Origin of the sequence: Streptomyces sp. NPDC057543 (assembly GCF_042801895.1) — a bacterium.
GTDB lineage: Bacteria > Actinomycetota > Actinomycetes > Streptomycetales > Streptomycetaceae > Streptomyces.
The window spans coordinates 1-14,101 of sequence record NZ_JBHVFF010000235.1 but is presented as its reverse complement, the minus strand read 5'-3'; the positions used below and the strand labels follow the sequence as shown (position 1 = coordinate 14,101).

Genomic DNA, 14,101 nt, shown 5'->3' with positions numbered 1-14,101 from the left:
CGTACGGTCCGATCGCGGCGCGGTCGGCGCGATCGGACCGTAGGCGGAACAAGCAGGAAAGGGCGACGGCCGGTGCACACTGAGCAGCGGAAGGTCGCCCGGGTGGTACTCCTGGACCCCGACGATCGCATTCTCCTGATACACGGGTTCGAACCGGAGGACCCCGGGAGCACCTGGTGGTTCACCCCCGGTGGCGGCCTGGAGGGCGCGGAGACCCGGGAACAGGCCGCGCTGCGCGAGCTCGCCGAGGAGACCGGGATCACCGATGTAGAGCTGGGTCCGCTGCTCTGGCAGCGGCTGTGCTCGTTCCCGTTCGACGGGCGCCGCTGGAACCAGGACGAATGGTACTTCCTGGCGCGCACGACGCAGACCGCCACCGACACCAGCAGGATGACCGGGCTGGAGCAGCGCAGCGTCGCGGGTCTGAGGTGGTGGACCTCCGCCGAACTGTCGGCGGCGCGTGAGACGGTGTATCCGACCAGGCTCGCCGAGTTGCTGCGCACGCTGCTCGACGAGGGTCCTCCGCGTACGCCAATGGTTCTGGCCCCCGAAATCGCCTAAGCGCCCAGGGACGCCGGGCCTGGCGCACAATGGGGGCACGCACGGCTGAAGGGGAACATGCCAATGAGCGCCGAGGACCTCGAAAAGTACGAGACCGAGATGGAGCTGAAGCTCTACCGGGAGTACCGAGATGTCGTCGGTCTGTTCAAATATGTGATCGAGACCGAACGGCGCTTCTACCTCACCAACGACTACGAGATGCAGGTGCACTCGGTTCAGGGCGAGGTGTTTTTCGAAGTATCCATGGCGGACGCCTGGGTCTGGGACATGTACCGGCCCGCACGCTTCGTCAAGCAGGTACGCGTGTTGACGTTCAAGGACGTCAACATCGAGGAGCTCAACAAGAGCGATCTCGAACTTCCGGGCGGCTGAGCCCGCTCTCCGGGGGAGACCCAGGGGGATCCGAGGAGGATTCGAGGGGGAAGATCCGAAAGGGATCGACGGCCCCCTTTGGGGGTTGACCCCCACCTTCGGGTGATCCCCGGTTCCGGGGGATCGATTCCCACCTCCGGGTGGCCGAGTTGTCCACAATCCAGGAGTTGTCCACCAAGATCCACAAGCCGGGGCCGAACGCGTCAGAGTCGGTCCCGGAGGTGGTGCCGATATGAACGCACGGGGGGCACTCGGGCGGTTCGGCGAGGATCTGGCGGCGCGGCTGCTGACCGAAGCCGGCATGTCCGTACTGGAACGGAACTGGCGCTGTCGTGCCGGTGAGATCGACATCATCGCGATGGACGGTGACGCACTCGTGGTCTGCGAGGTGAAGACCCGCAGGGCGGGTGCCTTCGAGCATCCGATGGCGGCGGTCACCCCGGTCAAGGCGGAGCGGCTGCGACGACTGGCCGGGATCTGGCTCCACCTGCACGGCGGCCCGCCGCCCGGCGGGGTCCGGATCGACCTGGTCGGTGTGGTACTGCCCAGGCGTGGAGCGCCCGTCGTCGAGCATGCGCGCGGGGTGGCCTGATGGGGTTCGCGCGGGCGTGTTCAGTGGCGCTCGTCGGCGTCGAGGGCGTGGTGGTGGAGGTTCAGGCGGACCTGGAGGCGGGGGTGGCCGCGTTCACCCTGGTGGGGCTGCCGGACAAGAGCCTGGTGGAGAGCCGGGACCGGGTCAGGGCCGCGGTCGTGAACTCCGGGGCCGAGTGGCCGCAGAAGAAACTCACGGTGGGCCTGTCACCGGCCTCCGTGCCGAAGGGCGGCTCCGGATTCGATCTGGCGGTGGCCTGTGCGGTGCTGGGCGCGGCCGAGCGGATCGATCCGGAATCCATCGCCGATGTGGTGATGATCGGTGAGCTGGGGCTCGACGGTCGGGTGCGGCCGGTGCGCGGAGTGCTGCCCGCCGTGCTCGCCGCGGCGGAGGCAGGGTACCGCCAGGTCGTCGTGCCCGAGCAGACCGCGGGGGAGGCGGCACTGGTGCCCGGGGTCTCGGTACTCGGGGTGCGGAGCCTGCGGCAGCTGATCGCGGTGCTCTGCGACGAGCCGGTGCCGGACGAGCGACAGGCCCACGACGAGGGGCGCCCCGACACCATGCTGGCCGGGCTGATGGTGCCCGGCGCGGGGATCGGCACCGGGCTCGCCCGGGGGGCCGCACAGGGCGACGGCAACCCGCCGGATCTCGCGGACGTGGCAGGGCAACTGCGGCCCCGCAAGGCGCTGGAGGTCGCCGCGGCGGGCGGCCACCATCTGCTGCTCTCCGGGCCGCCGGGCGCCGGCAAGACCATGCTCGCCGAGCGATTGCCGGCGATCCTGCCGGTGTTGACGAGGAAGGAGTCCTTGGAAGTCACCGCGGTGCACTCGGTGGCCGGCATTCTGCCGCCGGGGGAACCACTGGTCACCCGGGCGCCGTACTGCGCACCGCACCATTCGGCGACGATGCAGTCGCTGGTCGGCGGGGGCAACGGGCTGCCTAGGCCCGGTGCGGTCTCCCTGGCCCACCGAGGGATTCTCTTTCTGGACGAGGCACCGGAATTCTCCATGCGGGTGCTGGACGCGCTGCGTCAGCCACTGGAGTCGGGACACGTGGTGGTGGCACGCAGCGCCGGGGTGGTGCGGCTGCCCGCCAGATTCCTGATGGTGCTGGCCGCCAATCCCTGCCCGTGCGGTCGGCACTCACTCAGCGGCGCCGGCTGCGAGTGCGCGCCGTCGGCGGTCCGCCGCTATCAGTCGAGGCTCTCCGGGCCCCTGCTCGACCGGGTCGACCTGCGGGTGGTCGTCGATCCCGTCAGGCGCGCGGACCTGATGGAGCGGGACGCCAGGGGCGAGTCGACGGCCATCGTCGCGGCCCGGGTCCGGGAGGCGAGGGCACGGGCGGCGGAGCGGTTGGCCGGCACCGCGTGGACGACCAACAGCGAGGTGCCCGGCCATGAGCTGCGGACCCGGCTGGTCGCGGCACCGGGCGCGCTCATGGAAGCCGAACGGGACATGGAACGCGGCATGCTCACGGCTCGGGGCCTGGACCGGGTGCTCAGGGTGGCGTGGACCGTCGCCGATCTGCGAGGTGCAGACCGGCCGGAAGCCTCCGACATCGCGGTGGCGCTGGAACTGCGTACCGGGATCCCCCGGGGCACCCTGATGGAGGCCGGAGCGTCATGACAGTGCGGGCGGACCATGAACAGGGGCAGCACCCGGGGCGCGCACCGGGGCGGGACCCGGAGCACGCCGCTGGGCCCGAGCCAGGACCGGAGGGGGAGCCGGGAGTGGCGGCGAGCGATCGGGAACGCCTGGCGCGGGCCGCGCTGACCCGCATCCTGGAGCCGGGGGACGAGCACGGCGGCCGATGGCTGCGCGAACTCGGCGCCGTCGAGCTGATACGGCGGATCACCACCAGGGACGGGGCCGCTGAGCAACTGACCGGAATGACTCCGAAACGTCTCGACGGGTATCGGTTACGGGCCGAGAACGCCGAGCCCGAGCAGGACCTCGCGGCAGTCGCAGCGCTCGGCGGGCGGTTCGTCTGCCCCGGCGAGCGGGAGTGGCCCAGCCAGCTCGACGACCTGGGGGACGCCAGGCCGACCGGCCTGTGGGTGCGGGGACCGCGCGATCTGCGGCTCTGGGCGCTGCGCTCGGTCGCCGTGGTCGGCGCCCGTGCCTGCACGCCGTACGGCTCCCACATGGCGGCGAGCCTCGGCGCGGGGCTCGCCGAGCTGGGGTGGGTGGTGGTCTCGGGAGCGGCGTTCGGGGTGGACGGGGCAGCTCATCGTGGCGCGCTCGCCGTCGACGGGGCGACGATGGCGGTCCTGGCCTGCGGGGTGGACGTCGCCTATCCCCGGGGCCATGCCGAGCTGATCGGACGCATGGCGGAACAAGGGCTCGTCATCGGAGAGTTGCCACCATCCGATCATCCGACCCGCAGCAGATTCATTCTCCGGAACCGGGTCATCGCCGCGTTGACGCGCGGGACGGTGGTGGTCGAGGCCGAATACCGCAGCGGTTCGCTGGCCACCGCACGCAGCGCGCAGCGACTCGGCCGCTTCACCATGGGCGTGCCGGGCCCCGCCACCAGCGGGTTGTCGGCAGGAGTCCATGAACTACTCCGTGGGGAAGGCATCCTGGTGACGGACGCTGCGGAGGTAGCCGAACTGGTGGGGGACATCGGCGAACTGGCTCCGGCCAGGCACGGCCCCGTACACCCCAGGGACCTGCTGGACGCCGTCTCCGCCAGGGTCCTCGACGCGCTGCCGTCGCGCGGCGCCGTCAGCGGGCGCGAGGTGGCCCGCACGGCGGGAACCAGCGCCGACGAAGCACTCGGCAGGCTGTACGAACTGCACTCACTGGGGTTCGTCGAACGCGATGGCGACGGATGGCGGTTGACGCCGCCACGTATATGCAATGGCGACGCGCGGCGAGGCGGTACTTGACCTGGAGCATTCGGGTGAAAAGGTGATGCCGATGACCTCGGCGGATCCTTCAGCGACGCTTCCGGGACCGGCGCACGCGGCGACGGTCCCGGACCTCAGACATGTTCGATCGGCCGGAATGGCACAGCGCCGATCCACTGTCCTGCGCGGACCGCGACGCCTCAGTCACGCTACGCTCACAAGGATTCCGACTCAGACACAAGTCCCCCAGCACTTCACAGCAGAACGGCTCAAGGCACCACATGCCCCAGCACACCTCCGGGTCTGACCGCGCGGCAGTACCACCGGCTGCGCGTGGCACTGTGCGCCCCCCTGCCCCCTCCTCACTCGACGAGTTGTGGCGTTCCTACAAGTCCACGGGCGACGAGCGGCTGCGGGAGCAGCTGATCCTGCACTACTCGCCGCTGGTGAAGTACGTCGCGGGCAGGGTGAGTGTGGGCCTGCCTTCCAACGTCGAGCAGGCGGACTTCGTCTCCTCGGGCGTCTTCGGGCTGATCGACGCGATCGAGAAGTTCGATATCGAGCGCGCGATCAAATTCGAGACGTACGCGATCACCCGCATCCGGGGCGCGATGATCGACGAACTCCGGGCGCTGGACTGGATCCCGCGCTCGGTGCGCCAGAAGGCGCGGGCCGTGGAACGTGCCTATGCCACGCTGGAGGCGCAGCTGCGACGCACCCCTTCCGAGCCGGAGGTCGCTGCGGAAATGGGCATCGCGCTGGAGGAACTGCACGCGGTTTTCAGCCAGTTGTCCCTCGCGAACGTGGTCGCGCTGGAAGAGCTGCTGCACGTCGGCGGCGAGGGCGGCGACCGGCTGAGCCTGATGGACACGCTCGAGGACACCGCCGCCGACGATCCGGTGGAGGTCGCCGAGGACCGTGAGCTCAGACGGCTGCTCGCTCGGGCGATCAACACGCTTCCGGAGCGCGAGAAAACGGTCGTCACGCTCTACTACTACGAGGGCCTCACGCTCGCCGAGATCGGCAACGTGCTCGGGGTCACCGAGAGCCGTGTCAGCCAGATCCACACCAAATCGGTGCTGCAACTGCGCGCGAAACTGGCCGACGCCGGCCGCTGAGCCCCCTCCCGGTGACCGGTGCGGCTGTGGCTGCTTCGGTCACCGATAGGGGCATTACGCGCCCTCCAGGACACCGGTCGCCGTAGAGTGGATGGGTGCCCAGGATTCGAGCGGCCTCGGTGGCCGAGCACCGGACCATGCAGCGTGGCGCCCTCCTGGACGCCGCCCGCTCCTTGCTGTCCGAGGGCGGTACGGAGGCGTTGACCTTCCCCGCCCTTGCCGAACGCACGGGCCTTGCCCGGTCCTCCGTCTACGAGTACTTCCGCTCCCGTGCGGCCGTCGTCGAAGAGCTCTGCGCCGTCGACTTCCCCGTCTGGGCGACCGAGGTCGAAGGTGCGATGGAGCAGGCCTCCACGCCGGAGGCGAAGATCGAGGCCTACGTGCGGCGACAGCTCGACCTCGTCGGGGACCGCCGCCACCGGGCGGTCGTCGCGATCTCGGCGAGCGAACTGGACGCGGGCGCACGCGAGAAGATCAGGGCCGCGCACGGCGGGCTGATCGCCATGATCGTCGAGGCGCTCGGCGACCTCGGCCATGAACAGCCCAGGCTGGCGGCGATGCTGCTGCAGGGCTCGGTGGACGCTGCGGTGCGGCGTATCGAACTCGGCGTGGCGGAGGAGCCGGGCGTGATCGCGGACACCGCTGTCGCCATGGTCCTGCGCGGCGTGCAGGGCGTACGGGACTGACGTCGGGGCCGCACGGCGGCGACGACGAACAGAACGCCGGGGGCGGCGAGTCCGTCTCCGGCCCCCTCGGCCGAGGGCCGCAGCTCCGGTACGCCGAACACCGGGAGCAGCCGGGACGGCCCCCGTCGCAGCAGCCCGGGCGGCAGCAGCGACAACGGATCCAGATACGCGTCACCGCGCCGCAGCCCCCAGTGCAGACAGCCCGACGCGCAGTGGAACGGCCCTGCCTCCATGACTGCCACGACCTGTCCTGTCACCACCTCCTCGTCCTTCGCGACCAGAGCGCGCACCGGCTCGTACGTGGTCCGCTGCGGCGGATCACCCGTACCGGCCACCTCGATCGCCAGCACCCCGCGCCCTGCCACACGCCCTGCGAACGAGACCCGGCCCGAGGCCGCGGCAAGCACTGCCGTGCCCGGCTCCGCGGCGAGATCCACCCCGCGGTGGCCACGCCCATAGGTGTCGGCCGGCGGCTCCCATCCCCGTACGACCACCGGCCGCCCGGCCAGTGGCCACATGGCGGCAGGCACGGCCCCCGTCCCCGCCGCTGTTGCGGCCGACGCACCGCACAGCGTCGCGAGAAGGGTCACCAGTGCCACGAGCACGAGCACGAGCGCGGTTTCGCAGAACCGGAGTCCGCGCATGGACCGGAGTCCGCGCATGGACCGGAGTCCGCGCACGGACCGGAGTCCGCGCACGGGAAGGGAAGGGAAAACGGTCGGATCAGGTGTGCATCGCATGGCAGAACGGTCCCGCGTCGCGCGGATTCGCGGGGATCATGGTCCGGATCTGTGGACTACCGACCGGTTGTGGACAACGCCGTCACCCGGCACCCGGCCCGTCCCGTACACTTCCTATGGCGATCCGGGTCACCGGGTCGACTTCGCACGCCCCTCCACCTCCCTCTCTGCGGATGGTGGCCGCGCTCCTCGGTCCCTTGTGGCACGGCGCGTCGGGGCGTCAGGCGCGACAGCAATCCTGCGGTCGCGGCAACCGAGCACCTCAAGGAGTACGGCCATGGCCGTCGTTACGATGCGGGAGCTGCTGGAAAGCGGCGTCCACTTCGGTCACCAGACCCGTCGCTGGAACCCGAAGATGAAGCGCTTCATCTTCACCGAGCGCAACGGCATCTACATCATCGACCTGCTCCAGTCGCTGTCGTACATCGACCGCGCCTACGAGTTCGTCAAGGAGACCGTCGCCCACGGCGGCTCCATCATGTTCGTCGGTACCAAGAAGCAGGCCCAGGAGGCCATCGCCGAGCAGGCGACGCGCGTCGGCATGCCGTACGTCAACCAGCGTTGGCTCGGTGGCATGCTCACCAACTTCTCCACCGTCTACAAGCGCCTTCAGCGTCTGAAGGAGCTCGAGCTCATCGACTTCGAGGACGTGGCCGCCTCCGGCCTCACCAAGAAGGAGCTCCTGGTCCTCTCCCGCGAGAAGGCCAAGCTGGAGAAGACCCTCGGTGGTATCCGCGAGATGCAGAAGGTGCCGAGCGCCGTCTGGATCGTCGACACCAAGAAGGAGCACATCGCCGTCGGTGAGGCGCGCAAGCTCCACATCCCGGTCGTCGCGATCCTCGACACCAACTGCGACCCCGACGAGGTCGACTACAAGATTCCGGGCAACGACGACGCGATCCGCTCCGTCACCCTGCTCACCCGCGTGATCGCCGACGCCGTCGCCGAGGGCCTCATCGCCCGTTCCGGTGCCGCCACCGGTGACTCGAAGCCGGGCGAGAAGGCCGCTGGCGAGCCGCTCGCCGAGTGGGAGCGCGACCTGCTCGAGGGCGACAAGAAGGCCGACGCCGAGGTCCAGTCCTCCGCCGAGACCGAGAAGGTCGCGGACGCCGAGAAGCCGGCCGAGGCCCCCGCCGCCGAGGCCCCCGCCGCGGACGCCGAGCAGGCCTGACACCCGTCACGGCTGATGACGGCGGGGGCCGGTGCCACAAGCGCCGCCCCCGCCGTTCACCCGTAGATCTTTCAGACTTCGAGAGAGAAACACAGACTCATGGCGAACTACACCGCCGCTGACGTCAAGAAGCTCCGCGAGCTGACCGGCGCCGGCATGATGGACTGCAAGAAGGCGCTCGACGAGGCCGACGGCAACGTCGACAAGGCCGTCGAGGAGCTCCGTATCAAGGGTCAGAAGGGCGTCGCCAAGCGCGAGGGCCGTTCTGCCGAGAACGGCGCCGTCGTCTCCCTCATCTCCGAGGACAAGACCTCCGGCGTTCTGCTCGAGCTGAAGTGCGAGACGGACTTCGTCGCCAAGGGCGAGAAGTTCCAGACCGTCGCCAACACGCTCGCCGCCCACGTCGCCGCGACCTCGCCGGCCGACCTGGCAGCGCTGCTCGCCTCCGAGATCGAGGCCGGCAAGACCGTCCAGGCGTACGTCGACGAGGCCAACGCCAACCTCGGCGAGAAGATCGTCCTGGACCGCTTCGCGCAGTTCACCGGCGGTTACGTGGCTGCGTACATGCACCGCACGATGCCCGATCTTCCGCCGCAGGTCGGTGTGCTGGTCGAGCTCGACAAGGAGAATGCCGAGGTCGCCAAGGACGTCGCGCAGCACATCGCCGCCTTCGCCCCGAAGTACCTCAACCGCGACGAGGTCCCGGCCGAGACGGTCGAGAACGAGCGTCGTGTCGCCGAGGCCACCTCTCGCGAGGAGGGCAAGCCGGAAGCCGCCCTTCCGAAGATCGTCGAGGGTCGCGTCAACGGTTTCTTCAAGGACGTCGTCGTCCTGGAGCAGGCGTTCGCCAAGGACAACAAGAAGTCCGTCCAGAAGGTTCTGGACGAGGCCGGTGTCACCCTGAAGCGCTTCTCGCGCATCAAGGTCGGCATCTGAGTCCGTCCGCGAACAACGGTGGACCCCGTTAGGGTCTAGTGCAGTCGTCGGCCGCACTCATGCCGTACGACCGCAGATCTGACGAGGAGGCCATTGCCGCTGAGGGACACCAGACCCACAGGCAATGGCCTTCTTCGTATGTGCACGAGGAGAATCTCCATGAACAAGGGCGCGGACGCCGCCAAAGGTGACCACAAGCGCGAGGACGGCAAGGTGCCCGGACGCTTCATGTTGAAGCTGTCCGGAGAAGCGTTCGCCGGCGGCGGAGGTCTCGGTGTAGACCCCGACGTCGTACACGCCATCGCCCGGGAAATCGCGGCAGTCGTCCGCGACGGCGCGGAAATCGCGGTGGTCATCGGCGGCGGCAACTTCTTCCGCGGTGCCGAACTCCAGCAGCGCGGCATGGACCGGGCCCGGTCCGACTACATGGGCATGCTCGGCACGGTCATGAACTGCCTGGCTCTCCAGGACTTCCTGGAGAAGGAGGGCATCGACTCCCGGGTCCAGACCGCCATCACCATGGGACAGGTCGCGGAGCCGTACATTCCGCTGCGCGCCGTGCGCCACCTGGAGAAGGGCCGCGTCGTCATCTTCGGCGCCGGTATGGGGATGCCGTACTTCTCCACCGACACCACCGCCGCCCAGCGCGCCCTGGAGATCGACGCCCAGGCGCTGCTCATGGGCAAGAACGGCGTGGACGGGGTCTACGACTCCGACCCGAAGACCAATCCCGACGCGGTGAAGTTCGACGCCCTCGAGTACAGCGAGGTGCTCGCCCGCGATCTCAAGGTCGCCGACGCCACCGCCATCACGCTCTGCCGTGACAACCAGCTGCCGATCCTCGTCTTCGAACTGACCGCCACGGGCAATATCGCCCGCGCGGTCAAGGGTGAGAAGATCGGCACGCTCGTGAGTGACCAGGGCACCCGGGCCTGAGAACCGGGGGGCCTTCCCGGTAAGCCATGGGAGGGCCCGGGGCCTGCGGGGAACACCCCGGGACAGGTCCCGAAGGATGGACAACGGCCTGCCGGTCGGACACCGTGCAGGTGAGGACGCGACCCAGGACCCGCCGGGCCCGAGCACGCCGGGCCCACTCAAGACACGCAGGAGCACGTGGTGATCGAAGAAACCCTCCTTGAGGCCGAGGAGAAGATGGAGAAGGCCGTCGTCGTCGCGAAGGAGGACTTCGCCGCGATCCGTACCGGCCGTGCCCACCCGGCAATGTTCAACAAGATCGTCGCCGACTACTACGGTGCGCTGACCCCGATCAACCAGCTCGCCTCGTTCTCGGTGCCCGAGCCGCGCATGGCCGTGGTGACGCCGTTCGACAAGAGCGCGCTGCGCAACATCGAACAGGCCATCCGCGACTCGGATCTCGGCGTCAACCCGAGCAACGACGGCAATATCATCCGAGTGACCTTCCCGGACCTCACCGAGGAGCGTCGTCGCGAGTACATCAAGGTCGCGAAGACGAAGGCCGAGGACTCCAAGATCTCCATCCGGGCCGTGCGCCGCAAGGCCAAGGAGACGCTGGACAAGCTGGTCAAGGACAAGGAGACCGGCGAGGACGAGGTGCGTCGCGCCGAGAAGGAACTCGACGACACCACCGCGAAGTACGTCGCACAGGTCGACGAGCTGCTCAAGCACAAGGAAGCCGAGCTGCTCGAAGTCTGATGAACGACTCTTCCTGGGGCGCCCCGCAGAGAGCCGGCCACTGGGGTCCGCCCGAGATGCAGGCAGCTCCGGCGGGTCCTGCATACGATGTGCATGAGGCCCAGCAGACTCGGCCCATGCCCATCGTGCCGGACGCTTCCGACGCAGGTAGAGACGCTGACGACCGTGATGACCGGGACCGGGGGGTTGCACGCCTGAGCGGCGGCCCTCTGTTCCGCGACCAGAAGCCGCAGGAGCCCATGTCCACCGCGCCGCCTCCCCCGCAGAAGAAGCGTGCGGGCCGTGATCTGCGAGCCGCCATAGGGGTCGGTGTGGGGCTCGGTGCCGTCATCGTCGCCTCGCTGTTCATCGTGAAAGCCGTCTTCGTCGGTGTGATCGCCGTCGCCGTCGTCGTGGGTCTGTGGGAGCTCACCTCACGACTGGAGGAGCGCAAGGGCATCAAGGCGCCGCTCATCCCGTTGGCGGTCGGTGGCGCGGCAATGGTCGTGGCCGGATACGCGCGGGGTGCCGAGGGCGCCTGGGTGGCGATGGCGCTGACCGCGCTCGCGGTGCTCGTCTGGCGGATGACCGAGCCTCCGGAGGGCTACCTCAAGGACGTCACGGCGGGCGTGTTCGCCGCGTTCTATGTACCGTTCCTGGCCACGTTCGTCGCGATGCTCCTGACCGCGGACGACGGACCGCAGCGGGTGCTCACCTTTCTGCTGCTGACGGTCGTCAGCGATACGGGTGCCTACGCCGTCGGCTGGCGTTTCGGGAAGCACAAGCTCGCGCCGCGCATCAGCCCCGGGAAGACCCGCGAGGGCCTGCTCGGAGCCGTCGCCTTCGCGATGGCGGCCGGTGCGCTGTGCATGCAGTTCCTGATCGACGGCGGTTCCTGGTGGCAGGGGCTGCTGCTGGGGCTCGCAGTCGCGGCCACCGCCACCCTCGGTGACCTGGGTGAGTCGATGATCAAGCGGGACCTCGGCATCAAGGACATGGGCACGCTGCTGCCGGGGCACGGCGGCATCATGGACCGGCTGGACTCGCTGCTGCCGACCGCCCCGGTGGTCTGGCTTCTGCTGGTGCTGTTCGTGGGCTCCGGCTGACCCCCGAGCTCTACCTTCCTGACCTGGGCTTTTACGAGTGAGGGTCCGTTGTCCACAGGGCGGCGGGCCCTCACTGTTCTGTCTGCGACACTGGATGGACCATGCCTAAGCCCGGAGATCTGGCGTTACTCCGGCGACGTAAGCCGTCTCACCTGCGCTTTTGCCCACGTGGCGCGACGTGCGATTCAGGCTGGGCCGTCTGTGGGCCGTCCGGCTCGGATCCTGCGCTGTTCTCGCCTCCCGTGGTGAGCTTGTCCGCGCAGGCGCACCGCCCCGCAGGCGGTATCCACAACCATGTAGATGATCGTGATCACCATTAGTTGAGCGACTTCCCTGACGGTTGCCTCTCCGGCCTGAATGATGCAGAGCAGAAGGGGCCACAGCGTGCCAGCCGCCCCTTGGTGTGTGAGTTGTCTGGTGCCGGCGGTGGCTCCTGCATCCTGCTCGCTGACAGTCGTGGGACTGACCGGCAGATTCATTTGGCCTCCTGGGCCGAGAGCTTTAGGCGGTCCGCGATAGACGGCCTCGGTGTCACTCAGCTTCGAGGCGAGATCCACCACGCTTGTCAGCATTTAGCTGACAAGCTCGGGTCATGACTTCCGAACAGGACGACCAGACGTACGCGCTCTTGGCGCAACTTGCGGTGGAGGCGTTGAACCTAGCTAGCACCAGCAGCACGATCGCCATGCCCGCGGACGGGCCCGCCTTCGCCTTGCGCTTCTTGCCGGAGTTCCGAGACCAGCTCTTGCGCGTCGAAGCGTTAGCGACAGCAGTTCTCAGAGCGAGTGGTGTGCCCTGGGACTTCCTGGCCGATTCGTACGGAGTCACACGGCAGTCCCTTCACCGGAGACTTGCCGACGAGGTTCGTCTTTGGAAGGACTTCAGTCCCCAGTACGTGGACCTCGCCCTCACGGAGGCGAAGAAGTACGCGCGAGAGGTTCGCAAGAATGGCCAGTCATTCGAAACGAACCTTGAGGGCGCTCTCGCGGCGGCGGTGCCGGTTTGGGAGAAGCGTCGAGAGCAGGGCAACTGGAGGCCAGATCTCTAGCCTTCGGAGTCGTCGCCACTCCCCAGGATCGCGTCCACTGCGCGGCGGGTGCGGTCTTGGGTGGACGGCATGAGGTGCGCGTACACCCGCAGCGTGAGCGCGGGGTCGGTGTGCCCCAGGTACTGGCTGACGGCCTTGATGCTCTCGCCGGCGTCCAGTAGCACCGAGGCGTAGAAGTGCCTCAGTGCGTGCATCCCGTGTTCCCGGGCGGAGTCGTACTTGCCGTCCCGCGCGCCCGGGATGAGACCGGCCAGCGCAAGGGCGGGCTTCCACTCCTGGATGTTGAAGTTGCTCCGCCAGACGACACCGTTCGCGGTGTTCGTGAACAGGAGGCGGGCCGCGACCTTCGGACCGTCCGGCTTTCGCCACGGCAAGGTGACCTCGACCGGCTTGCAGGCGTCCATGTGCTCCCGCAGTGCCTCTGCCACCGAGGACGGCAGAGGCACGTCGCGCTCCTTGTTGCACTTCGGCGGCGCGAACACGGCCTTCCCCTGGATGAGCTTCACCTGCCGCACGACCCTGAGAATGCCCCCCTCGAAGTCGAGCGCGTCCTCAGCGAGTCCTACGATCTCCCCCTGCCGCAACCCGCACCCCGCCCCGGTGTCCACCATGGTCCGGTAGCGCGCAGGCAGTGCCCTGCGCACCGCCTGAACCTGAGAAGGAAGCCACGGAGTCACTCGCCGTCGCTCGACCGACGGCGGGCGCACGGACTTCGCAGAGCACGGGTTGCGAGGCAGTAGACCGTCATCCACGGCCGCGCTCAGCACGGCTCGAACGTCGCCGTAGATGTTGCGCGCGTACGCGCCGCTCACGCCGGGGTTGGCCTCAAGGGCGCTCACCAGTTCGCGCAGGTGTTCAGGCCGGAAGGAGTCGAGCGGGCGCGACCCGAGGATGGGGAAAGCGTGCAGGCGTAGACGCTGCTCGGTGACGATCTGGCTGGACAGATCCGCGCTGTGCGCCTTGAGCCACTTTTCGGCGTACCCCTTGAACGTCACCCGGGCCGCGCGGGGATCGATGTACTGGCCCCGCGACATGTCGGAGGCGACGTTGGCGAGCCAGTTTTCGGCGAGCCGCTTTTGGCGGTCCGGGAAGGACTTCGACTTCTCGGTGCCGTCGGGGCCGACGTAGCGGGCGCGGTAGCGGAGTCCGAGCCCGTACCGGTCAGTCTTCACTCGGATGGATTTGCCGTCGGCGGTAGGCTCGGTCTTGAACCAGCGGTCTTGGATGTGGCCGGCCAAAGGATGCTCCTGTGGGCATGCAGCGGGGG

Annotated in this window: 14 protein-coding genes and 1 pseudogene; 13 read left to right on the top strand and 2 right to left on the bottom strand. The window is 68.6% G+C overall.

The genetic code is table 11. The features are described from left to right. Nucleotides 1-72 precede the first annotated feature (72 nt). The 7 genes from ACFU8Q_RS30575 (at nucleotide 73) to ACFU8Q_RS30545 (ending at nucleotide 6,180) form a co-directional block, all read left to right on the top strand. On the top strand, nucleotides 73-561 hold the full coding sequence (locus ACFU8Q_RS30575; RefSeq protein ID WP_384459922.1) for an NUDIX hydrolase: 489 nt from the start codon (nucleotides 73-75) through the stop codon (nucleotides 559-561). Between the two features lie 63 nt (nucleotides 562-624). Continuing rightward, nucleotides 625-933, top strand: a complete 309-nt coding sequence (locus ACFU8Q_RS30570) for a DUF2469 domain-containing protein (protein ID WP_003965949.1) — start codon at nucleotides 625-627, stop codon at nucleotides 931-933. A 232-nt stretch (nucleotides 934-1,165) separates the two neighbouring features. After that, nucleotides 1,166-1,525, top strand: coding sequence for a YraN family protein (locus ACFU8Q_RS30565; protein WP_384459919.1), 360 nt, complete (start codon nucleotides 1,166-1,168; stop codon nucleotides 1,523-1,525). Further along, entirely contained in the window at nucleotides 1,525-3,150 is a 1,626-nt protein-coding gene (locus ACFU8Q_RS30560) for a YifB family Mg chelatase-like AAA ATPase (protein WP_384459916.1), read from the top strand. The genes ACFU8Q_RS30565 and ACFU8Q_RS30560 overlap by 1 nt, the downstream gene beginning before the upstream one ends. Beyond that, the gene (gene dprA / locus ACFU8Q_RS30555) at nucleotides 3,147-4,415 is read left to right on the top strand and encodes a DNA-processing protein DprA (RefSeq protein ID WP_384459913.1); all 1,269 of its coding nucleotides are present in this window, start codon (nucleotides 3,147-3,149) and stop codon (nucleotides 4,413-4,415) included. The genes ACFU8Q_RS30560 and dprA overlap by 4 nt, the downstream gene beginning before the upstream one ends. A 242-nt stretch (nucleotides 4,416-4,657) precedes the next feature. Continuing rightward, entirely contained in the window at nucleotides 4,658-5,494 is an 837-nt protein-coding gene (gene whiG, locus ACFU8Q_RS30550; protein WP_266748964.1) for an RNA polymerase sigma factor WhiG, read from the top strand. 119 nt (nucleotides 5,495-5,613) lie between these two features. Further along, nucleotides 5,614-6,180: a TetR/AcrR family transcriptional regulator gene (locus ACFU8Q_RS30545; protein ID WP_384459925.1), complete on the top strand. Its 567-nt coding sequence runs from the start codon at nucleotides 5,614-5,616 to the stop codon at nucleotides 6,178-6,180. A gap of 215 nt (nucleotides 6,181-6,395) precedes the next feature. On the opposite strand, the pseudogene ACFU8Q_RS30540 reads toward ACFU8Q_RS30545, so the two are convergent. After that, a pseudogene (locus tag ACFU8Q_RS30540) lies at nucleotides 6,396-6,698 on the bottom strand (peptidoglycan DD-metalloendopeptidase family protein); the annotation flags it as partial. Nucleotides 6,699-7,197: 499 nt separating this feature from the next. Between ACFU8Q_RS30540 and rpsB the strand changes: the two are divergent. The 6 genes from rpsB (at nucleotide 7,198) to ACFU8Q_RS30510 (ending at nucleotide 12,834) form a co-directional block, all read left to right on the top strand. Then, nucleotides 7,198-8,091 carry a 30S ribosomal protein S2 gene (rpsB, locus tag ACFU8Q_RS30535; protein WP_384459909.1) on the top strand — a complete coding sequence of 298 codons (894 nt, stop codon included), beginning with the start codon at nucleotides 7,198-7,200 and terminating at the stop codon, nucleotides 8,089-8,091. Between the two features lie 99 nt (nucleotides 8,092-8,190). Then, nucleotides 8,191-9,027: a translation elongation factor Ts gene (tsf, locus tag ACFU8Q_RS30530; protein WP_384459906.1), complete on the top strand. Its 837-nt coding sequence runs from the start codon at nucleotides 8,191-8,193 to the stop codon at nucleotides 9,025-9,027. Nucleotides 9,028-9,186: 159 nt separating this feature from the next. Then, nucleotides 9,187-9,963 carry a UMP kinase gene (pyrH, locus tag ACFU8Q_RS30525; RefSeq protein ID WP_384459903.1) on the top strand — a complete coding sequence of 259 codons (777 nt, stop codon included), beginning with the start codon at nucleotides 9,187-9,189 and terminating at the stop codon, nucleotides 9,961-9,963. Between the two features lie 180 nt (nucleotides 9,964-10,143). Further along, nucleotides 10,144-10,701, top strand: coding sequence for a ribosome recycling factor (frr, locus tag ACFU8Q_RS30520; protein WP_384459900.1), 558 nt, complete (start codon nucleotides 10,144-10,146; stop codon nucleotides 10,699-10,701). Then, on the top strand, nucleotides 10,701-11,786 hold the full coding sequence (locus ACFU8Q_RS30515) for a phosphatidate cytidylyltransferase (RefSeq protein WP_384459897.1): 1,086 nt from the start codon (nucleotides 10,701-10,703) through the stop codon (nucleotides 11,784-11,786). The genes frr and ACFU8Q_RS30515 overlap by 1 nt, the downstream gene beginning before the upstream one ends. Nucleotides 11,787-12,378: 592 nt before the next feature. Beyond that, nucleotides 12,379-12,834: a hypothetical protein gene (locus ACFU8Q_RS30510; protein WP_384459894.1), complete on the top strand. Its 456-nt coding sequence runs from the start codon at nucleotides 12,379-12,381 to the stop codon at nucleotides 12,832-12,834. On the opposite strand, the gene ACFU8Q_RS30505 is transcribed toward ACFU8Q_RS30510, so the two are convergent. Then, nucleotides 12,831-14,072 carry a tyrosine-type recombinase/integrase gene (locus ACFU8Q_RS30505; protein ID WP_384459891.1) on the bottom strand — a complete coding sequence of 414 codons (1,242 nt, stop codon included), beginning with the start codon at nucleotides 14,070-14,072 and terminating at the stop codon, nucleotides 12,831-12,833. The two genes, ACFU8Q_RS30510 and ACFU8Q_RS30505, sit on opposite strands and share 4 nt — an antisense overlap. Nucleotides 14,073-14,101 lie beyond the last annotated feature (29 nt).